The sequence below is a fragment of the Streptomyces graminilatus genome, from assembly GCF_001418565.1.
GTDB lineage: Bacteria > Actinomycetota > Actinomycetes > Streptomycetales > Streptomycetaceae > Streptomyces > Streptomyces graminilatus.
In genome coordinates, this window is record NZ_LIQQ01000130.1 from 14,068 (window position 1) to 34,111 (window position 20,044).

Below are 20,044 nucleotides of genomic sequence, written 5' to 3' on the forward strand. Positions count from 1 at the left end.
GAGGGCCTGACGGCTCAGAACTTGACGATCATCTTGCCGGTGTTGTCGCCGCGCAGGACCCCGAAGAACGCCTCCAGGTTGTTCTCGATGCCCTCGACGACCGTCTCGCGGTACTTGAGCTCGCCGGAGCGGACCCAGGCGCCGACCTCCTCGACGAACTGGCCCTGGATGTCGTAGTGGTCGCCCACGAGGAGGCCCTCGATACGGCCACGGGTGGCGATGAGGCGGGCGAGGTTCTTCGGGCCGGGGGCGGGCTCCGTGTTGTTGTAGACGGAGATCATGCCGCAGATGGCGATACGGCCGGCGTGCTTGAGGGAGCCGATGGCCGCCTCCAGGTGGTCGCCGCCGACGTTGTCGAAGTACACGTCGATGCCGTCGGGGGCGGCCTCGCGGAGCTGCTCGGCGACCGAGCCGTTCTTGTAGTTGAAGGCGGCGTCGAAGCCGTACTCCTCGATGAGGACCTTGACCTTGTCGTCCGAACCGGCGGAACCGATGACCCGGGAGGCGCCCTTCAGCTTGGCGATCTGCCCGACCTGGCCGCCCACCGCGCCGGCCGCGCCGGACACGAACACGACGTCGCCCTCCTTGAAGGAGGCGGTGCGCAGGAGGCCCGCGTAGGCGGTGAGGCCCGTCATGCCGAGCACACCGAGGTACGTCGACAGCGGGGCGGCCTCGGGGTCGACCTTGACGGCGTCCTTGGCGTTCACGGCGGCGTACTCGCGCCAGCCGAGGAAGTGCAGGACGTGGTCACCGACGGAGATGCCCTCGGCGTTGGAGGCGACGACCACGCCGACGGCCCCGCCCTGCATGACCTTGCCCAGCTCGAAGGGGGCGACGTACGACTTGGCGTCGCTCATCCGGCCGCGCATGTACGGGTCCACGGAAACGTACAGGTTCCGCACCAGCACCTGGCCCTCGCGGGGCTGCGGGACCTCGGCCTCGACCAGGGCGAAGTCCTCGGCCTTGGGCTGACCGACCGGACGGCTGACCAGGTGCCATTCGCGGCTGACGGTGGGGAGGGCGGGGGTGGCGGTGTCGGACATGAGGAGGCCTTCCGGTGCGGCTCTAATGCTTCAGTACGTGAAACAATAATGCTCCTGAATATTTCATGTTGTCAAGTAAAGGGGTAGCCTGGAGAGCATGGCCACACCAGAGAAGACCCGCCGCCCCGATCCCCTGACCCTGGAGGTCGTCGACCTCATCGGCGCGGTCGTGGCCCGCTATCACGAGGAGTACGAGGAGGCGGCCACCCAGCACTCCCTGACCGGGGCGCAGGCCCGTCTGCTGAGCCTGCTCTCGCTGGGGCCGCTGCCGATGCGGCAACTGGCACGGAAACTGCGGTGCGAGCCGTCCAACGTCACCGGGATCGTCGACCGCCTGGAGTCCCGGGACCTGGTCGAGCGCCGCCCCGACCCGTCGGACCGCCGGGTGAAGCTGGCCGCCTGCACGGACGAGGGGCGCCGGGTCGCGCGGAGCCTGCGTGACTCCCTGGACTTCGCGCGGGAGCCGCTGGCGGGGCTGTCGGAGGAGGAGCGGGTGCTGTTGCGGGGGTTGCTGGTGCGGATGGTGGAGGCGTAGCAAGCCGTCGCACGCGAAAGACAGGGTGCGCCAGGCCTCCTTGGCCCGGCCCTCACCGGCTACGCAGGTAGCCCTACGGGCACAGGATGACTCCGCAGGTGTCCGAGGGTGACGGTTCCTCGGTCGGGTCCGTGGCTGTCGGGTCCGGGTCCGGAGTCGGGGTCGCCGGGTCCGTCGGGGGCGCCGGGGACGCGCTCATCGTCGGTGCCGGTGCCGTGCCCGTCGGCGGCAACGGGGTGTGCTTGCTTCCGCTCGGCGAGGCGGACGCGGAGGGTGATCCCGGCTTCGCCGGCGCGTGCGCCGGCGCCGATCGCGACGCCTCCGAGGACGGGGACGTGGGCTCCGACGCCGACGCTTCGTCGTCCGACGTGGCCGACTCGTCGGACCCAGGTGTCTTCGAGGCGTCGGACTCGCTCGGCGTCGCACCGTCCGCCGTCTCGCTGTCCGAGGTCGCGGAGTTCGGGTTGAAGCCCGGCGCGTCGATGCCCAGCTCGGCGAGACTCAGACCGCCCGCCGCGAGTACGAACCCCGCGACGACGAGCACCGCCCGCTTCCGTCGCCGCCGGTGGGCCGCGGCCTTGCGCTCACGTCGGCCGGCCCTCCCCCGCCCGGCGTCCTCGGCCCCGGCCTCGCCTTCGGCGCCGGCCTCGTCCTCGTACTCGACCCCGGCCTCATCCTCGTACTCGGCCTCGTACTCACCTTCGTACTCGTCGGTGTCTTCCGTGGCCGGGACGGCTGCGCCGGGCGCCCCGCGACCCGCCCGGCGCCCGCGCTTGCGGCTTGCCTTGCGGGCCGCCGCCCGGCCAGGACGGACTGCCTCGGTGACAGCATCGGCCGAGCCGTCCACCTGGAGGGGTGCTGTCGTCGAGCCGCACCCCGCGCAGACAAGTGCGCCGTCGAGGTGCCGTTGGCACTGCTGGCAGTAGTCCATGACGCGGGAAGAATAGGGTCCGCGCCGGAGTGTTCCTAGGGGTAACTGTGAAGATTCCGTGAAGAACCCGTGTTTCGTGTTTGCCCGGTCGAGGCCAAGGTGGATCATTCCGCGCCATCTCCTGACACGCCGAAGCGGTCCGCCGCACGGCATGCGCGCGACGGACCGCTTCACGTCGGATCAGATCCGATCAGGTCGGACCGGATCCGCTCAGGTTTTCTTGCGCGCCGTCATGGCCCGCTGGATCAGGATGAACGCGCAGAGCAGCACCCCGGTGGCGATCTTCGTCCACCAGGAGCTGAGCGTGCCCTCGAACTGGATGATGCTCTTGATGAGGCCCAGGACGAGAACGCCGAACAGGGTGCCCACGACATAGCCCGAGCCGCCCGTCAGCAGCGTGCCGCCGATGACCACCGCGGCGATCGCGTCGAGTTCCATGCCGGTCGCGTGCAGCGGGTCGCCGGACTGGATGTACAGGGTGAACAGCAGCCCCGCCAGGGCGGAGCAGAAGCCGCTGACCGTGTACACCGCGATCTTGGTGCCGCCCTGCGGGAGGCCCATCAGCATGGCCGAGTGCTCGTTGCCGCCGATGGCGTACACCCGGCGGCCGAAGCGCGTGTAGTGGAGGACGTAGAAGGCGACGGCCAGCACCACCAGCGCGATGATCGCGCCGACGGACAGGAAGCCCACCCCCAGTTGGGCCTGCGCCTGCGCCATGCTGCTCACCGAGGAGTCGGTGATGGCGATCGACTCCTTGCTGATGACCAGGCACAGCCCCCGGAAGAGGAAGAGGCCGGCGAGGGTCACGATGAAGGGCTGGATCTCGAAGTTGTGGATGACATAGCCCATCAGGAAGCCGCCGAAGGCTCCGACGCCCAGCGCGATGGGGATGACCACGATGACGGGCAGGCCCTGCTTCTCCACCAGCCATGCCGTGAGCATGGTCGTGAAGCCGATCACCGAGCCTACGGAGAGGTCGATGCCGCCAGAGAGGATGACGAAAGTGGCGCCCACCGCGGCGACCAGCAGATAGCCGTTGTCGATGAACAGGTTGAGGAAGACCTGCGGTTCGGCGAAACCGAAGTTCTGGTAGCGGCCGAGGCCCACCAGGTACATCACCACGAAGAGGGTGGCCGTCACGACGACGGGCAGCCGCCGGTCGGCGAGCAGTCGCGCTGCCTTCGACGCCGCCGACGCGGCGCCCGTGGCCGTCTTGCCGCTGTTCTGGGTCTGCGGGGGCTGTGCGGTCGTGCTCATCACGACACCTCCATCTTCGGGGCTGCCGCGGTCGACTGGGCGGTGTCCGCCGGGGTGCCGGCCGACGCTCCGCCGCCCTTCGCGCCGGACCCGGAGCCGAACCTCCCGCCGAAGACCTTCGTACGGAACTTCGGGGACTGGAGGAGACAGACCACGATGACGACGGCTGCCTTGAAGACCAGGTTGGTCTGGGTCGGTACGCCGATGGTGTAGATCGTGGTGGTCAGGGTCTGGATGACGAGGGCGCCCACCACCGTGCCGCCGATGGAGAACCGGCCGCCCAGGAGTGACGTTCCGCCGATGACGACCGCCAGGATCGCGTCCAGCTCGATCCACAGGCCGGCGTTGTTGCCGTCGGCGGCGGAGGTGTTGGAGCTGATCATCAGGCCCGCGATACCGGCGCACAGGGCGCAGAACACGTACACCATGATCTTGATGCGCGTCGACCTGATGCCGACCAGGCGGCTGGCCTCGGCGTTGCCGCCGACCGACTCGACGAGGAGGCCGAGGGCGGTACGGCGGGTCAGGGCCACGGTGATGGCCACGACCGCCGCCACCACGAAGATGGAGAAGGGCAGCGTCAGCCAGTAGCCGCCGCCGATCAGCTTGTACGGCTCGCTGTTGATCGTGATGATCTGGCCGTCGGTGATCAACTGGGCGACGCCCCGGCCCGCGACCATGATGATCAGGGTCGCGATGATCGGCTGGATGCCCATCCGGGCCACCAGAAAGCCGTTCCACAGACCGCAGACGACCGCGGCCACCAGGCCGATGCCCATGGCCAGGAAGACTCCGGCCAGGGAGTCCTGGTCGGCCTGGTCGCTGATGTACGAGCAGGTCAGGGCGCCGGTGATGGCGACGACCGCGCCCACGGAGAGGTCGATGCCGCCGGTCGCGATGACCAGGGTCATGCCGACCGCCACCAGGATGAGCGGCGAGCCGAACAGGACGATCGAGACGAGGCTGCCGTAGAGGTGGCCGTCCGTCATCTTGATCGAGAAGAAGCCGGGGGTGAAGGGAACGTTGATCAGCAGCAGGACGACCAGCACGGCCACCGGCCAGAACAGGTGATGCTGCGTCAGCGCTCGCCATCGGGGCGCCGGGGTGGGCGTCGGAGTGGGAGTGGGCGGGGTGGTCACTGGTGCTCTCCGCTCGCGATGGTCTCCAGGATCCTGGTGGGGGTGATCTCGGGCCCGTTGGCGATCCGGGCGACCAGCCTGCGGTCGCGCAGGACGCCGATGGTGTGGCTGAGCCGGAGGACCTCCTCCAGTTCGGCCGCGATGTACAGCACGGACATGCCTTCCTCGGAGAGCGAGACCACGAGCTTCTGGATCTCCGCCTTCGCGCCGACGTCGATGCCGCGCGTCGGCTCGTCGAGGATCAGCAGCTTCGGCTGGGTGATCAGCCAGCGGGCCAGAAGCACCTTCTGCTGGTTGCCGCCGCTCAACTGGCCCACCCGGGCCTCCGGGTTGGCGGGGCGGATGTCCAGCGCCTTGATGTACTTGGCGACGAGTTCGTCACGCTGGGCGGCCGGGATGGGCCGGATCCAGCCACGGGCCGCCTGGAGGGCCAGGATGATGTTCTCCCGCACCGTCAGGTCGGGGACCAGGCCTTCCGTCTTGCGGTTCTCCGAGCAGAAGGCGACGCCCGCGCCGATGGCGTCGTTCGGGGCGCTCATCGAGACCGGCTTGCCGCCGATGGTGACCTTGCCGCTGTCGGGCTGGTCCGCGCCGAAGAGCAGCCGGGCGAGTTCGGTGCGGCCGGAGCCGAGCAGCCCGGCCAGGCCCAGCACCTCGCCCTTCTTGATCTCCAGGTCGAAGGGGGCGATGCCGCCCTTCCGGCCGAGACCGTCCGCCTCGACCAGCGGCTCGCCGACCTCGGCGTGGAGCTGGTGCTCGTGGAGCCCCTCCAGCTGGTCCATCTCCTTGCCGATCATGAGCTGGATCAGGCCGACCTGGTCGAGTTCGCTGACCAGGTGCTCACCGACGAGGGTGCCGTTGCGCAGGATCGTCATGCGGTCGCAGATCTCGTAGATCTGGTCGAGGAAGTGCGAGACGAACAGGATCGCGACGCCCTCGTCCCTGAGCCTGCGCATCAGGCGGAACAGTTCGAGGACCTCGTCGCGGTCGAGGCTGGACGTCGGCTCGTCCAGGACCAGCACCTTGGTGCCGGCTCCGGCGCCGTCGCTGTCCCCGGTGCCCACCGCCCGTACGATCGCGACCAGTTGCTGCACGGCCAGCGGGTACGAGGACAGGGGCGCGGTGACGTCGAGGTCGAGGCCGAGCCGGTCGACCAGTTCCGCCGCGTCCTTGCGCAGGCGCGCCCACTGGATGCGGCCGAAGCGGGTGGGTTCACGTCCGATGAAGATGTTCTCCGCCACCGACAGGTTGGGGCAGAGGTTCACCTCCTGGTAGACGGTGCTGATGCCGGCCTGCTGGGCCTGGAACGGGCTGTCGATCCGTACGGGCTGCCCGTCGAGGACGATCTTGCCGCCGTCCAGCGGGTAGACGCCGGTCAGCACCTTGATGAGGGTGGACTTCCCGGCTCCGTTCTCGCCCATCAGGGCGTGGATCTCACCGGGGAAGAGCCGGAAGTCGACACCCGACAGAGCGCGTACCCCCGGAAACTCCTTGACTATGCCCGTCATTTCCAGGACGGGCCGCGGCTCTGCCATGGCAGCGCTCCTCTTGACTCTTGTTCGGGCCCACGGCGTGAATCTTGTGCGGGCCCACGGTTTCCCGGTCCGGGCCATCGGTTTCCCGGTCCGGGCCCACGGTTTCCCTGCCCGGGCCCACGGTTTCCCTGCCCGGGCCCGCGATGTCGTTCAGGCCCGCAGGGAGCCCCCGGGGCCGCCCTCCGTGCGGAGGGTCGGGCCGGGGTGGGGGCTCCCTGCCGATGGGTGCGGTCGGTCAGTACTTGTCGGTCAGTACTTGTCGGTCAGTACTGGTGGATCAGTACTGGTGGATCAGTACTTGCGGGAGGGCAGGGCGGCCTTGGCCTGGTCCTGCGTGAAGTCGCCCTCCTTGGTCTTGATCCAGCGCTCGACCTTCTCGCCGGCCTTGACCTTCTTGACGACCTCCATCAGCTGGGGGCCGAGCAGCGGGTTGCACTCGACAATGCCGTTGATCTTGCCCTCGGACATCGCGATGAAGCCGTCCTTCACACCGTCGATCGTGACGATGAGGATGTCCTTGCCGGGCTTCTTGCCGGCCGCCTCGATGGCCTGGATGGCACCGATGCCCATGTCGTCGTTGTGCGCGAACAGCACGTTGATGTCCGGGTTGGACTGGAGGAAGGCGGCCATGACCTGCTTGCCGCCGGCCCTGGTGAAGTCACCGGTCTGGCTGACGACGATCTTCCAGTCGGAGGCGTGGTCCGCGTCCATGACCTCCTTGAAGCCCTTGGCGCGCTCGATCGCGGGGGCGGCACCGGTGGTGCCCTCCAGCTGGGCGATCTTCACGGGGCCCTTGTGTCCGGCCGTCTCCAGGACCTTCTCCAGCATCTTGCCGGCGCGGCGGCCCTCGTCCGTGAAGTCGGAGCCGACGAGGGTGACGTAGAGGGAGTCGTCGCTGGTCTCGACGGAGCGGTCGGTGAGGACCACGGGGATCTTCTTGGCCTTGGCCTCCTTCAGCACCGCGTCCCAGCCGGTGACGACCACCGGGGAGAAGGCGATGACGTCCACGCCCTGGGTGATGTAGCTGCGGATCGCGGAGATCTGGTTCTCCTGCTTCTGCTGCGCGTCGGAGAACTTCAGGTCGAAGCCGGCCTCCTTGGCGGCGTCCTTCACCGAGGTGGTGTTGGCGCTGCGCCAGCCGCTCTCGGAGCCGACCTGCGAGAAGCCGAGGACGATCTTGCCGTCGCCGCCGCCGGAGCCGCCCTTGCCGCCCTCCTCCTTCTTGGCGCAGGCCGCCAGGCCCGTCGCAGCCGCCACGCCGACCGCCGCGGTGAGGAAGTTCCTTCTGTTGAGCATGTGTCTTCTCCTTTGAAGAGCCGCCGGCCCGGTGATGGGCCCGCCGTCAGTCGTGGTGCTCGCCGTACTCGTGGGGAGTACTCGTGGGGATTGGTGGTGCTGGTCGTGCTGGTCGTGCCAGTGGTGCTGGTGGTTACCGGTAACGCTCGTGGTGCTGGTGGTTCCTGTGGTGCTGGTTGTTCCGGTGGTTCTTGTGGGGTTGGTGTTGCTCGTGGGGTTCGGTGGGACAGGTCGTGTCGCGTCCTGTCTGTCGATCGCCGTTCGAGATCTCGGCCGCGCCGGTGGGGCGGGGAGGTCGTCGGAGCGGGCAACCGGTCGGTGGCGCCTCAGCCGGGAGCGGTGCCCGGCCGGGGAGCGTACGGGAAAGTGCTTGCGCGGACCAGGAGTTGGGGTTCGATGACGATCCGGGAGGTCCCGGCGGGGGTCCGGCCCTCGATGAGGTCGAGCAGCAGGGCGATGCTCCGCTTGCCGACCGCCGAGAAGTCCTGCCGGACCGTGGTGAGCGGCGGGGCGAAGAACTCCGACTCCGGGATGTCGTCGAAGCCGACCACCGCGACGTCCTGGGGAGTGCGCACGCCCGCCTCCCGCAGCGCCCACAGCACCCCCAGCGCCATCTGGTCGTTGGCGACGAAGACGGCGGTGAGCCCCCGGCCCACCCAGCCGGCCAGTTCCTGGCCCGCGCGATAGCCCGACAGCGGACTCCAGTCCCCCCGCAGCGGGGCCGGCGGTGTCACTCCGGCCTCCTCCAGGGTGGCCCGCCAGCCGTCGGCGCGGTCGACCGCCTCCTGCCAGTTCTCGGGCCCGGCGAGATGCCAGACCGTACGGTGGCCGGTGGCCAGCAGATGGCCGGTGGCCAGGCGCGCCCCCAGCCGCTGGTCCACGTTGACGCTGGGGATCTCCACGCCGGAGCCGGTGCCCACGGCCACCACCGGGAAGGGATGGCGCAGCTCGGTGAGGGCCTCGACCGCCGGGCGCTGCGGGGCGAGGGCGATCACCCCCTCCACCCCGCCCTCGCTGAGCCGGTGCAGGGCCTCGGACACCGTCTCCACCGTCAGCTCGCGCAGGCTGACCGTCGAGACGAGATACCCCTCGGCGCGTGCCGCCTCCTCCAGCGCGAACAGTGTGCTGGCCGGCCCGTAGAGGGTGGTGTTGGAAGCGACCACCCCGAGAGTGAGAGTTCGGCGAGTCGCTAAGGCCCGGGCCGAGGAGTTGCGCCGATACCCCATCTCCTCGATGGCGTGCAAGACCCTGGCCCGTGTCTCGTTGCGCACATTGGGGTGGTCGCCGAGCACCCGGGAGACGGTCTGGTGGGACACGCCGGCCTGCCGTGCGACGTCGGCCATGGTGGGCGGCCGGAGCGGTGTGTGGGGCTTCAACTGGGCCACGGCTGCACCTCCTTGGCGTTCGTCTGCGGGTAAGTCCTGTGGTGTGGGCGGGTCTTCGCTCGCCGTCGGTTTCACGCCGATATTCCGGAGAGCTTCAACTCGGCGGCGATAACGGCTAATTGGGGCACTGTCGACATGGCTCTCATACCCCCTGGAGACCGTTCGTTGAAGACTGTTCAATGCGGACGTCATTGTGAGCGCTAACAATCGACGGGGGTCAAGAGGGCTGCGTCAGGGACCCTGTCACGGTTGGATAACGCGGCGGACAACGGGCGGGAAGGGGGTCGCTGCGGCATTGTGGGAACGGACGCCGGCCGTCCAGAACGGGGGCAGGGTTGTCGGTTCGCCCCATTGACACCCCACCCGGAGCGTCCTTACTGTCACGACAGCATTTCGAACAAGTGACGAAATCTCGAACAGGCCACAGAGGACAGAGGGAGTACCGTGCGCATCACGGGAATCAGCACGCACGTGGTCGGGACGCCCTGGCGGAACCTGACCTACGTCCAGGTGCACACCGACGAGGGACTCACCGGCGTCGGCGAGACCCGCATGCTGGGCCACACCGACGCGCTGCTCGGCTATCTGCACGAGGCGAAGACCAACCACATTCTCGGCTCCGACCCGTTCGCCGTCGAGGACCTCGTCAAGCGGATGAAGTACGGCGACTACGGCCGCGCGGGTGAGATCGTGATGTCCGGCATCGCCGTCATCGAGATGGCCTGCTGGGACATCAAGGGCAAGGCCCTCGGCGTGCCGGTCTGGCAGCTTCTCGGCGGCAAGGTCACCGACAAGGTCAAGGCGTACGCCAACGGCTGGTACACCACGGAGCGCACGCCCGAGGCCTACCACAAGGCGGCGCAGGGCGTCATGGAGCGCGGTTACAAGGCGCTCAAGATCGACCCCTTCGGCACCGGCCACTTCGAGCTGGACCACGCCGAGAGCATGTACGCGGTCTCCCTGATCGAGGCCGTGCGCGACGCCATCGGGCCGGACGCCGAGCTGATGCTGGAGATGCACGGCCGCTTCTCGCCGGCCACCGCGATCCGTCTCGCCAAGGACCTGGCGCCCTTCAAGCCCGCGTGGCTGGAGGAGCCGTGCCCGCCGGAGAACCTGAAGGCGCTGGAGAAGGTCGCCGCCAAGGTCGACATCCCGGTCGCCACGGGTGAGCGCATCCACGACCGGATCGAGTTCCGGGAGCTCTTCGAGAGCCAGGCCGTGGACATCATCCAGCCCGACGTCGGCCACATCGGCGGCATCTGGGAGACCCGCAAGCTGGCCGCGACCGCCGAGACCCACTACACGCTGGTCGCGCCGCACAACGTGGGCGGACCGGTGCTGACCGCGGCCTCCCTCCAGGTCGGCTTCACCTCCCCGAACTTCAAGATCCTCGAACACTTCAACGACTTCGCGGACGCGGAGATCAAGAAGATCGTCTCGGGCGCCCCGGAGGTCGTGGACGGCTACTTCCACTTCTCCGACAAGCCCGGCCTCGGTGTCGAGCTGGACGTGGACGCGGCGGCGGAGTTCCCGCAGCAGCAGGCCCGCTTCGACCTGTGGGCCGAGGGCTGGGAGCAGCGCAAGCCCAAGGGGACCGAGTGAGCACCGCGGTCGTCATCGAGGCTCCGGGCGAGCACCGGCTGGTGCCGCACGAGCCTCGGCAGCCGGAGGCCGGTGAGGCCCTCGTACGGGTCCACGCCGCCGGGATCTGCGGCAGCGACCGCGAGGTCTACCAGGGCAACAGGCCCGAGGGGTACGTCCGTTACCCGCTGACGCCGGGCCACGAGTGGTCCGGCACGGTGGCGGCGGTCGGGACCGGTGTGCCCGCGAGCCTCGTGGGCCGCAAGGTGGTCGGCGAGGGGTTCCGCAACTGCCAGGTGTGCGACCGCTGCCACGCGGGCGAGACCACCCTGTGCACGGCCGGGTACGAGGAGACCGGGTTCACCGAGCCCGGCGCGATGGCCACCACGCTGACGCTGCCCGCGCGGCTGCTGCACGTGCTGCCCGAGGACGCGGACCTCACGGCGGCGGCGCTGCTGGAGCCGGCCGCGTGCATCGCCGCCGCCGCCCTCAAGGCGAACGCCGTTCCGGGTGAGCGGGTCGCCGTGGTGGGCACGGGCACGCTCGGCATGTTCGCGATCCAGTTCCTGAAGGCGGGCTCGCCGTCCGAGCTGCTCGTCGTGGGATCGCGCCCGGACCGGGCGGAGCTGTCGAAGCAGTTCGGCGCCACGGAGTTCCTCACGAAGGACCAGGAACTCCCCGACGACTTCGACGTGGTCATCGAGACCGCCGGGTCCGCGGACGCGGCGCGGGTCGCCGCCTCCCTGCTGCGGCGCGGCGGGCGGCTGGTCCTCACCGGGATCCCGGCGGCGGGCGCGGACGGGCTCGACCCGACGGATCTCGTCGTACGGCAGCTGGAGGTGCACACCGTCTTCGGTGCGGCGCCGGACGCCTGGGCGCACACGGTACGGGTCTTCGGGGCCGGACTCCTCGACCCGCTGCCGCTGGTCACGCACGAGCTGCCGCTGGAGGAGTTCCCTCGGGCCATCGAGCTGGTGGGGTCGGGCGACCCGAAGGTCGGGAAAGTCCTGCTGCGGCCATGACACACCCCTGAGCGGTACGCCGGTACGGGGGCGTCTGACTCCCCCGTACCGGCGTACGACCAACAGCAGCGCGGATTCCGGCAGTTCCGCCAGTCCTGCCGGTCCCGCGCACCATGAGCCGCGAACCTTGTCCGAGACGTCGAACTTGCCGAACCTGCCGGGCCTGCGGACCTGCCGAGACCGCCGGACCCACCGATCCTGAAGGACAGATTGTGACCGACACCACCGCCTCAGAAGCCCGACGCCCCGGAGAGCCGGCGCTCACCGCGCTCGGCCTGGGCGCGCCCGCCCTCGACCCCGCCGACGCCTCCCCGCACACCTTCCCCGGTGGCGGCCGCTGGCGTACCGAGATCCCCTCCGTGGAGGGGCCCGAGGCGCTCGGCGTCGTCCTCAAGGAGTCCTCGCGGCTCGACGTGCCGGTCCACCGGGTCAGCCAGGGCAGCGGCATCTGGATGCTCACCGACGCCGAGATCACCGAGATGGTGGAGGCGACGGGCGAGCGTGACATCGAGCTGTGCCTGTTCACCGGTCCGCGCGGCACCTGGGACATCGGCGGCTCCACCCGTACCGACTCCAAGGGCGGCGGTCTGCGCGCCCGGGGTCACGACGCGGTCGCCGGGTGCGTCGAGGACGCCGTGCGCGCGACCGAGCTGGGTGTGCAGTGCCTGCTCGTCGCCGACGAGGGCGTGCTGTGGGCCCTGCACCGGGCGCGGCTGGCCGGAATCATCCCGGCCGAGACGACGCTCAAGGTGTCGGCGCTGATCGGTCCGGTCAACCCGGCCGCGTACGCCGTGTACGAGAACCTCGGCGGCGACTCGATCAACGTGCCGAGCGATCTGACGCTCGATCACCTCACCGAGATCCGGCGGGTCTCCGGCGCCCCCATGGACATGTACATCGAGGCGCCCGACGACCTCGGCGGCTACATCCGGATGTACGAGGTCGCCGAGCTGATCCGGCGCGGCGCGCCGCTCTACCTGAAGTTCGGTCTCTCGAAGGCTCCGGGGATCTACCCGTACGGCAACCACATGCGTGACCTGGCCCTGAACACGGCCAAGGAGCGGGTGCGGCGCGGACGGCTCGCCCTGGACCTGCTGGCGCGTCACGGGGCGGACGGCGACATGGCTCCGCTGGGCTCGCGACTGCCCGGAAACCTCAAGCGGTTCGAAACGCCTGCATAACGTTACGGACAACTCCCCTTCACAAAAGGCGACGCAGTCGAACAGACTCCGACGCGACACGACTTCGTCGTAGTCGCGTCGGAGTCTGTTCCCGTTCCAACCCCCTGGCTTGTTTCCGTCCTTAAGTTGTCCTGTACCTGCCTTGTCCTGTACCTGTCTTGCCCCGCTCCGCCTACCGGGCGCCCGTTTCGCCGGACCGCTCCTGGCCTCACGACATCAAGGAAGATGATCATGCGCACTCGCAGAGCCGCACTGTCCGCCATAGCCTCCACCGCCGTTCTCGCCCTCTCCCTCACCGCCTGTGGCCAGAGCGGCGAGGGCGGCAGCAAGTCGGACAAGGCCGACGCCGAGGGCGGGACGATCGGCATCGCGATGCCGACGAAGTCCTCGGAGCGCTGGATCGCCGACGGCGCCAACGTGGTCAAGGACCTTCAGTCCAAGGGCTACAAGACCACGCTGGTCTACGGCGAGGACGACCCCGACCAGCAGGTGTCGCAGATCGAGAACCTGATCACGCAGGGCGTCAAGGCGCTGATCGTCGCGGCGATCGACAACAAGTCGCTGAACAACGTGCTCCAGCAGGCCGCCGACGCCAAGATCCCGGTCATCTCCTACGACCGCCTGATCCTCGGCACGAAGAACGTCGACTACTACGCGTCCTTCGACAACGAGAAGGTCGGCGAGCTCCAGGGCAACTACATCCTTCAGAAGCTCGGTCTCGCGGACGGCTCGAAGAAGGGCCCGTTCAACATCGAGCTGTTCGCCGGCTCGAACGACGACAACAACACGAAGTACTTCTTCGGCGGCGCGATGAAGGTCCTCCAGCCGTACATCGACAAGAAGCAGCTCGTCGTCAAGTCCGGCCAGACCGCGCTGACCCAGGTCACCACGCTCCGCTGGGACGGCGGCACCGCGCAGAAGCGCATGGACGACATCCTGACCGCGGCCTACAAGACCGCCCGCGTCGACGCGGTGCTCTCGCCGTACGACGGTATCTCCATCGGCATCCTGTCCTCCCTCAAGTCGGACGACTACGGCTCGAAGAACAAGCCGCTGCCGATCGTCACCGGCCAGGACGCCGAGGTCGCCTCGGTGAAGTCGATCATCGCCGACGAGCAGTCGATGACCGTCTACAAGGACACCCGCGAACTCGCCAAGGTGGCCTCGAACATGGTCGACGCGGCGCTCAAGGGCAAGACCCCGGAGACCAACGACACCAAGACGTACGACAACGGTTCGAAGGTCGTTCCCGCCTACCTGCTCACCCCGGTCAGCGTGGACAAGACCAACTACCAGAAGGTCGTCGTCGACTCGGGCTACATCAAGGCCGGCGACCTCAAGTAACCCCCGCTTCCCAGAGATTGGCAGGCACGACCATGGCGGGACCCGTCCTGGAAATGCGCTCGATCGTCAAGACCTTTCCCGGCGTAAAAGCGCTGTCGGACGTCACTCTGACCGTCCGTCAGGGCGAGGTCCACGCCATCTGCGGGGAGAACGGCGCCGGCAAGTCGACCTTGATGAAGGTCCTCTCCGGCGTCCACCCGCACGGCACGTACGAGGGCGACATCCTCTTCGAGGGAGAGGTCGTCTCCTTCAAGGACATCCGGGCCAGTGAGCACCGCGGCATCGTGATCATCCATCAGGAACTGGCCCTGGTGCCGTACATGTCCATCGCGGAGAACATCTTCCTCGGCAACGAGCAGGCCAGCGGTGGCGTCATCAGCTGGAACGAGACGCTCAAGCACGCGACCCGGCTGATGCGCCGGGTCGGCCTTGAGGACCACCCCTCGACCCGGGTGGCGGACATCGGCGTCGGCAAGCAGCAGCTCGTGGAGATCGCGAAGGCGTTGTCGAAGGAGGTGAAGCTGCTCGTCCTGGACGAGCCGACGGCCGCGCTCAACGACGAGGACAGCGGCAAACTCATCGACCTGATCCTGGAGTTGAAGGAACAGGGCATCACCTCCATCATCATCTCGCACAAGCTCAACGAGATCCGGAAGGTCGCCGACTCGGTGACGATCCTCCGGGACGGCCGGACCATCGAGACCCTCGATGTGAAGGCCGAGGAGACCTCCGAGGAGCGGATCATCAACGGGATGATCGGCCGGGACCTCGACCACCGCTTCCCCGACCGCACCCCGCACGACGCGGACGCGGGCGCGGCACCGGCCCTGGAGATCCGCAACTGGACCGTCCACCACCCGATCGACCAGCAGCGCAAGGTGGTCGACGATGTGTCAATCTCCGTGCGGCGCGGGGAGATCGTGGGAATCGCGGGCCTGATGGGCGCCGGCCGCACCGAACTCGCGATGAGCGTCTTCGGGCGGACGTACGGCCGTTACGCGGGCGGCACGGTCCTCAAGGACGGCGAGGAGATCCGTACGAAGACCGTCCCGCAGGCGGTCGCGCACGGCATCGCGTACGTCACCGAGGACCGCAAGCACTACGGGCTGAATCTCGACGACACCATCGGCCGCAACATCTCGCTCAGCGCGCTGGACAAGGTGTCCAAGCGGGGTGTCGTCGACAGCCACGAGGAACGCAAGGTCGCCGAGGACTTCCGCAAGTCCATGAACATCAAGGCACCCACCGTCTTCGAGCGGGTGGGCCGGCTGTCCGGCGGCAACCAGCAGAAGGTCGTCCTCAGCAAGTGGATCTTCACGGGTCCGGACGTGCTGATCATGGACGAGCCGACGCGCGGTATCGACGTGGGCGCCAAGTTCGAGATCTACACGGTCATCGACAAACTGGCCGCCGAGGGCAAGGCGGTCGTATTCATCTCCTCCGAGCTGCCGGAGCTGCTCGGCATGTGCGACCGCATCTACACCATGGCCGCAGGACGGCTGACCGGTGAGTTCTCGCGGGCGGAAGCCTCGCAGGAATCGCTGATGCGTCAGATGACGAAGGACAAAGAGGTAACGCGATGAGCACGGATGTGACCGCCAAGACGCCGGCCCCCGCGCCGGCGGGGAAGAGCGGGGCCGCCGCCGACGGCCTGCTGCGGCTGCTGGTCGACGGGCTGCGCAGCAACATGCGCCAGTACGGCATGCTGATCGCCCTCGGCGTGATCGTGGCCCTGTTCGCGGTGTGGACCGACGGCGACCTGCTGCTGCCGCGCAACGTCTCCAACCTGGTGCTTCAGAACAGCTACATCCTGATCCTGGCGATCGGCATGATGATCGTCATCATCGCCGGTCACATCGACCTCTCGGTCGGCTCGATCACCGCGTTCATCGGGGGTGTGGCAGCGGTACTGATGGTCAAGAACGACATACCGTGGCCGCTCGCGGTGCTGATCTGCCTGGCCATGGGTGCCACCGCGGGCGCGGCACAAGGGTTCCTGATCGCCTACGCGGGCATGCCGTCGTTCATCGTGACCCTGGCGGGCATGCTGATCTTCCGCGGCCTGACGGAGGTCTTCCTCGAAGGCCAGACACTCGGCCCGTTCCCGGAGGGCCTTCAGAAGACCGCCAACGGCTTCCTGCCCGAGATCGGTCCGAGCACCAACTACCACAACCTCACCCTGCTGCTCGGTCTCGCGCTGTGCGGCTTCGTGATCCTCCAGGAGGTGCGCGACCGCAAGCGGCAGTCGGAGTACTACCTGGAGGTGCTGCCGGCCAAGCTGTTCGCGGTGAAGCTGGCGGCGCTCAGCGCGGCCGTCCTGACCTTCACGATGCTCCTGGCCAGCTACAAGGGCGCCCCGGTCGTTCTCCTCATCCTTGGCGTGCTGCTGGTCGGCTTCGGCTACATCATGCGCAACGGTGTCATCGGCCGCCACGTCTACGCCATCGGCGGCAACCTCCCGGCGGCCAAGCTGTCCGGCGTGAAGGACAAGAAGGTCACCTTCCTGGTCTTCGTGAACATGGGCATGCTCGCGGCGCTGGCGGGTCTGGTCTTCGCGGCGCGCTTCAACGCGGCCTCGCCGAAGGCGGGCCTGAACTTCGAACTGGAGGCGATCGCCGCCTCGTTCATCGGCGGCGCGTCGATGAGCGGCGGTGTGGGCACCGTCCTCGGCGCGATCATCGGTGGTCTCGTCCTGGGCGTCCTGAACAACGGCATGAACCTCGTCGGCGTCGGCACGGACTGGCAGCAGGTCATCAAGGGCCTGGTACTGCTGGCGGCGGTCGGGTTCGACGTGTGGAACAAGCGCAAGGTCGGTTCGTAGTCATCTCTCGTCGTGGGGTCCCGCGGGCACGCAATCTGCCCGCGGGGCCTTTCGGCATTCCCGTAAGGCAGGAACGCTGTGAAGGAAGTCTTCGGCAAGCTCGCCGACGGTACGGAGATCCACCGCTGGTCACTGGAGAACGGCGGGACCCGGCTGAAGGTCCTGTCGTACGGCGGGATCGTGCAGTCCCTGGAGATCCCGGACGCCGAGGGCCGGTTCGCCAATGTCTCGCTGGGCTTCGGCACCCTTGAGGAGTACGTCGCCGCGAGCCCCTACTTCGGCGCGCTGATCGGCCGGTACGGCAACCGGATCAGCGGGGGCCGGTTCACGCTGGACGGGACGGCGTACCAACTGTCCGTCAACGACGGCGACAACAGCCTGCACGGCGGCAGCGAGGGCTTCGACAAGACCGTGTGGGACGTCGAGCCGTTCACCAGGGGGACGGATCTCGGCCTGATCCTCCGGCACACCAGCGCCGACGGCGAGATGGGCTTCCCCGGCACGCTCACCACGAAGGTCACCTACACCCTCACCGACGACGGCGACTGGCGCATCGACTACGAGGCCACCACCGACCGGGCCACCGTCGTCAACCTGACCAGTCACGTCTACTGGAACCTGGCCGGCGAGGGCAGCGGCTCGGTCGCCGCCCACGAGCTGGAGATCGCCGCCTCCCGTTACACCCCCGTCGACGCCGGCCTGATCCCCACCGGCGAGTTGACCGAGGTCGCGGGCGGCCCCTTCGACTTCCGTACGCCCAAGACGGTCGGCGCGGATCTCCGCGTCGCCCACCAACAGCTCCTGTACGCCAAGGGTTTCGACCACAACTGGGTGCTGGACAAGGGCGTGACGGCGACTCCGCGACACGCGGCGACCCTCAAGGACCCGGTGTCCGGCCGCACGTTGCGCATCGCGACGACCGAGCCGGGCCTCCAGTTCTACTCGGGCAACTTCCTCGACGGCACCCTCGTCGGCAGCGGCGGTGCCATCCACCGCCAGGGGGACGCCCTGTGCCTGGAGACCCAGCACCACCCGGACTCACCGAACCGGCCGGACTTCCCGTCCACGGTGCTGCGCCCCGGCGAGACATACCGCTCGACGACGGTCCACTCGTTCACGTCGGAGTGACAGTCACTCACGTCGGCGTGGACTGTCACTCACGTCGGCGTGGACTGTCACTCACGTCGGCGTGGCAGTGACCGGCTTCACAGAAGTCTTACAATTTCCCATCTAAACCACAACGGTTGAACAGGGCCCCGCGATCATCCGTATTGAGGATCGGCCCGTGCTCCCCCGCACGGGCCACCCAGAGCTGGAGGACCCGTCCTCCTCCCCCAACGGGTCCGCCACATACGGAGGTTCCATGGCCGACAACGTCACCTCGCTCTTTCGCAGCACGGCGGCGCACAGCCCCTCGATGGCTGCGCTTGCGCGAGAGAGCGACGGGACCGGCCCGGTCGACTTCTGCATCCCGTGCAACCCGTACTTCCCCACCCCCGCCATGATGGACACCATGGCGGCGCGGCTGCGCGACATCATCACGTACTACCCGAGCAGCGCCGACACGATCACCGCCGAGCTGTGCAATCTGCTCCAACTGCCGCCGCAGGCAGTGGCGATGGGCAACGGCTCGACCGAACTGATCACGTGGATAGACCACTTGCTGGTCCGTGAGTCCCTCGCCGTGCCCGTCCCCACCTTCGGGCGCTGGACCGACCAGCCCATGGAGACCGGCAAGCGGGTCGACATGTTCCCGCTCCAGGAGTCCAACGGCTTCTCCCTGGACCTCAACCAGTACGCCGAGTTCATCCGGGCGCGCGGCACCCGGGTCGCCGTCGTCTGCAACCCCAACAACCCCGACGGCGGCTTCCTGCACAAGCACGCGCTCGTGCAGTTCATGGACCAGATGGCCGACCTCGACCTGATCATCATCGACGAGTCGTTCCTGGAATTCGCCGACGCGGAGGCCGAACCGAGCGTCGTGCAGGAGGCGATGATCCGCCCCAACGTGATCGTCCTGCGCAGCCTCGGCAAGAACTTCGGTCTGCACGGCATCCGCTTCGGCTACATGGTCGCCAACCCCTCGCTCGCGGGCAAGGTCCGCTCGATGCTGCCGAAGTGGAACCTCAACGCCTTCGCCGAGTACGTGGTGTTCATGCTCAAGGAGCACGGCCAGGAGTACGCGCAGAGCCTCCAGCAGGTGCGCCGTGACCGTCTCGACATGGCGAGCCAGCTCTCCGCCCTGCCCGGCCTGACGGTCTACCCCTCGCAGGGCAACTTCCTCTTCGTGCGCCTCCCCGTCGGCGCCGAGGGCACCGTGGTCCGGGACCGGATGCTCACCGAGCATCGCATCCTGGTCCGCGAGTGCGGCAACAAGATCGGTTCGTCCAGTCGCTTCCTGCGCCTCGTGGTGCGCCCCCAGGTGGACGTTCGTCGCCTGGTGTCCGGCCTGGAACAGGTGCTCTACGGGACCAGGAAGGGGGCCGCCGTACCCGAGCTGAGCGCCGGGACCAGCTACAGCTCGGGCACGGCGGCGGTGGACCGGCTGGTCAGTGCCACCAACGGGGCCGGTATGCCGGGCCTTGCCGCTCAGGCCCTCGGTACCGGTATGCCGGGGCTGACGCCGGCCGTGGCAGCCGGTACCGGCATGCAGGCACCGACCCCGATGCCCACGCCCATGCCCACGCCGATGCCGACCCCCATGTCGGCCCCCGCTCCGGCCCCCATGCCGATGCAGATGCCCGCCGCGATGCAGTCCGGCGGCTTCGGCATGCAGATGCCGGCGGCGATGACCGCCCAGACCTACGGCAGCGCGCCGCAGAGCTACGGCGGGGGCATGCAGATGCAGCAGCAGCCCCCCATGCAGCAACAGCAACAGCAGCAGCAACAACCGCAGTCGATGCAACCGCAGACCCCGCAGGCCCCACAGCAGCCGCAGTCCTGTCTCTGATACACACCTGACGCTACCTACGAA

General features: G+C 68.3%; 16 protein-coding genes. 9 read left to right on the top strand and 7 right to left on the bottom strand.

All coding sequences use genetic code 11. The features are described 5' to 3' along the window. Positions 1-14: 14 nt before the first annotated feature. Positions 15-1,043: an NADP-dependent oxidoreductase gene (locus tag AOK08_RS12625; RefSeq protein ID WP_055525608.1), complete on the bottom strand. Its 1,029-nt coding sequence runs from the start codon at positions 1,041-1,043 to the stop codon at positions 15-17. 97 nt (positions 1,044-1,140) lie between these two features. Here AOK08_RS12625 and AOK08_RS12630 point away from each other — a divergent pair, with 97 nt between their 5' ends. Beyond that, positions 1,141-1,578, top strand: a complete 438-nt coding sequence (locus AOK08_RS12630; RefSeq protein ID WP_055525609.1) for a MarR family winged helix-turn-helix transcriptional regulator — start codon at positions 1,141-1,143, stop codon at positions 1,576-1,578. Between the two features lie 73 nt (positions 1,579-1,651). Here the strand turns inward: AOK08_RS12630 and AOK08_RS45680 are convergent, their stop codons facing one another. From AOK08_RS45680 to AOK08_RS12660, 6 genes are all read right to left on the bottom strand, one after another. Further along, positions 1,652-2,509 (bottom strand): SCO2400 family protein, encoded by an 858-nt coding sequence (locus AOK08_RS45680; protein WP_055525610.1) that lies wholly within the window; start codon positions 2,507-2,509, stop codon positions 1,652-1,654. Positions 2,510-2,719: 210 nt separating this feature from the next. Continuing rightward, on the bottom strand, positions 2,720-3,766 hold the full coding sequence (gene yjfF, locus AOK08_RS12640) for a galactofuranose ABC transporter, permease protein YjfF (RefSeq protein ID WP_055525611.1): 1,047 nt from the start codon (positions 3,764-3,766) through the stop codon (positions 2,720-2,722). Further along, a complete protein-coding gene (locus tag AOK08_RS12645) occupies positions 3,766-4,905 on the bottom strand; it encodes an ABC transporter permease (RefSeq protein ID WP_055525612.1) in 1,140 nt (379 codons plus the stop codon). Before AOK08_RS12645 ends, yjfF begins: the two co-directional genes overlap by 1 nt. Continuing rightward, complete coding sequence (locus AOK08_RS12650) at positions 4,902-6,440, bottom strand: sugar ABC transporter ATP-binding protein (RefSeq protein WP_055525613.1); 1,539 nt, start codon at positions 6,438-6,440, stop codon at positions 4,902-4,904. Before AOK08_RS12650 ends, AOK08_RS12645 begins: the two co-directional genes overlap by 4 nt. A gap of 291 nt (positions 6,441-6,731) precedes the next feature. Beyond that, positions 6,732-7,736 (bottom strand): ABC transporter substrate-binding protein, encoded by a 1,005-nt coding sequence (locus tag AOK08_RS12655; RefSeq protein ID WP_055525614.1) that lies wholly within the window; start codon positions 7,734-7,736, stop codon positions 6,732-6,734. Positions 7,737-8,062: 326 nt separating this feature from the next. After that, the gene (locus AOK08_RS12660; RefSeq protein ID WP_055525622.1) at positions 8,063-9,079 is read right to left on the bottom strand and encodes a LacI family DNA-binding transcriptional regulator; all 1,017 of its coding nucleotides are present in this window, start codon (positions 9,077-9,079) and stop codon (positions 8,063-8,065) included. 486 nt (positions 9,080-9,565) lie between these two features. On the opposite strand from AOK08_RS12660, the gene AOK08_RS12665 reads away from it, so the two are divergent. The 8 genes from AOK08_RS12665 (at position 9,566) to AOK08_RS12700 (ending at position 20,020) form a co-directional block, all read left to right on the top strand. Then, on the top strand, positions 9,566-10,723 hold the full coding sequence (locus tag AOK08_RS12665; RefSeq protein ID WP_055525615.1) for a mandelate racemase/muconate lactonizing enzyme family protein: 1,158 nt from the start codon (positions 9,566-9,568) through the stop codon (positions 10,721-10,723). Next, positions 10,720-11,724, top strand: a complete 1,005-nt coding sequence (locus AOK08_RS12670) for a zinc-dependent alcohol dehydrogenase (protein ID WP_055525616.1) — start codon at positions 10,720-10,722, stop codon at positions 11,722-11,724. Before AOK08_RS12665 ends, AOK08_RS12670 begins: the two co-directional genes overlap by 4 nt. A gap of 212 nt (positions 11,725-11,936) precedes the next feature. Next, the gene (locus AOK08_RS12675) at positions 11,937-12,905 is read left to right on the top strand and encodes a hypothetical protein (RefSeq protein WP_055525617.1); all 969 of its coding nucleotides are present in this window, start codon (positions 11,937-11,939) and stop codon (positions 12,903-12,905) included. A gap of 231 nt (positions 12,906-13,136) precedes the next feature. Next, positions 13,137-14,249: a multiple monosaccharide ABC transporter substrate-binding protein gene (gene chvE, locus AOK08_RS12680; RefSeq protein ID WP_198539254.1), complete on the top strand. Its 1,113-nt coding sequence runs from the start codon at positions 13,137-13,139 to the stop codon at positions 14,247-14,249. A gap of 32 nt (positions 14,250-14,281) precedes the next feature. Further along, the gene (gene mmsA, locus AOK08_RS12685; RefSeq protein WP_055525619.1) at positions 14,282-15,832 is read left to right on the top strand and encodes a multiple monosaccharide ABC transporter ATP-binding protein; all 1,551 of its coding nucleotides are present in this window, start codon (positions 14,282-14,284) and stop codon (positions 15,830-15,832) included. After that, positions 15,829-17,070 carry a multiple monosaccharide ABC transporter permease gene (mmsB, locus tag AOK08_RS12690; protein WP_055525620.1) on the top strand — a complete coding sequence of 414 codons (1,242 nt, stop codon included), beginning with the start codon at positions 15,829-15,831 and terminating at the stop codon, positions 17,068-17,070. Before mmsA ends, mmsB begins: the two co-directional genes overlap by 4 nt. A gap of 78 nt (positions 17,071-17,148) precedes the next feature. Then, positions 17,149-18,198 carry an aldose epimerase family protein gene (locus AOK08_RS12695; protein WP_079053994.1) on the top strand — a complete coding sequence of 350 codons (1,050 nt, stop codon included), beginning with the start codon at positions 17,149-17,151 and terminating at the stop codon, positions 18,196-18,198. A 235-nt stretch (positions 18,199-18,433) separates the two neighbouring features. After that, on the top strand, positions 18,434-20,020 hold the full coding sequence (locus tag AOK08_RS12700; protein WP_241826931.1) for a pyridoxal phosphate-dependent aminotransferase: 1,587 nt from the start codon (positions 18,434-18,436) through the stop codon (positions 20,018-20,020). Positions 20,021-20,044 lie beyond the last annotated feature (24 nt).

Coding starts and splice junctions, on each gene's coding strand:
- AOK08_RS12650 (WP_055525613.1), bottom strand. CDS start 6,440: ATGGCAGAGCCGCGGCCCGTCCTGGAAATGACGGGCATAGTCAAGGAG.
- chvE (WP_198539254.1), top strand. CDS start 13,137: ATGCGCACTCGCAGAGCCGCACTGTCCGCCATAGCCTCCACCGCCGTT.
- AOK08_RS12660 (WP_055525622.1), bottom strand. CDS start 9,079: ATGGCCGACGTCGCACGGCAGGCCGGCGTGTCCCACCAGACCGTCTCC.
- AOK08_RS45680 (WP_055525610.1), bottom strand. CDS start 2,509: ATGGACTACTGCCAGCAGTGCCAACGGCACCTCGACGGCGCACTTGTC.
- mmsB (WP_055525620.1), top strand. CDS start 15,829: ATGAGCACGGATGTGACCGCCAAGACGCCGGCCCCCGCGCCGGCGGGG.
- AOK08_RS12700 (WP_241826931.1), top strand. CDS start 18,434: ATGGCCGACAACGTCACCTCGCTCTTTCGCAGCACGGCGGCGCACAGC.
- AOK08_RS12630 (WP_055525609.1), top strand. CDS start 1,141: ATGGCCACACCAGAGAAGACCCGCCGCCCCGATCCCCTGACCCTGGAG.
- yjfF (WP_055525611.1), bottom strand. CDS start 3,766: ATGAGCACGACCGCACAGCCCCCGCAGACCCAGAACAGCGGCAAGACG.
- mmsA (WP_055525619.1), top strand. CDS start 14,282: ATGGCGGGACCCGTCCTGGAAATGCGCTCGATCGTCAAGACCTTTCCC.
- AOK08_RS12655 (WP_055525614.1), bottom strand. CDS start 7,736: ATGCTCAACAGAAGGAACTTCCTCACCGCGGCGGTCGGCGTGGCGGCT.
- AOK08_RS12625 (WP_055525608.1), bottom strand. CDS start 1,043: ATGTCCGACACCGCCACCCCCGCCCTCCCCACCGTCAGCCGCGAATGG.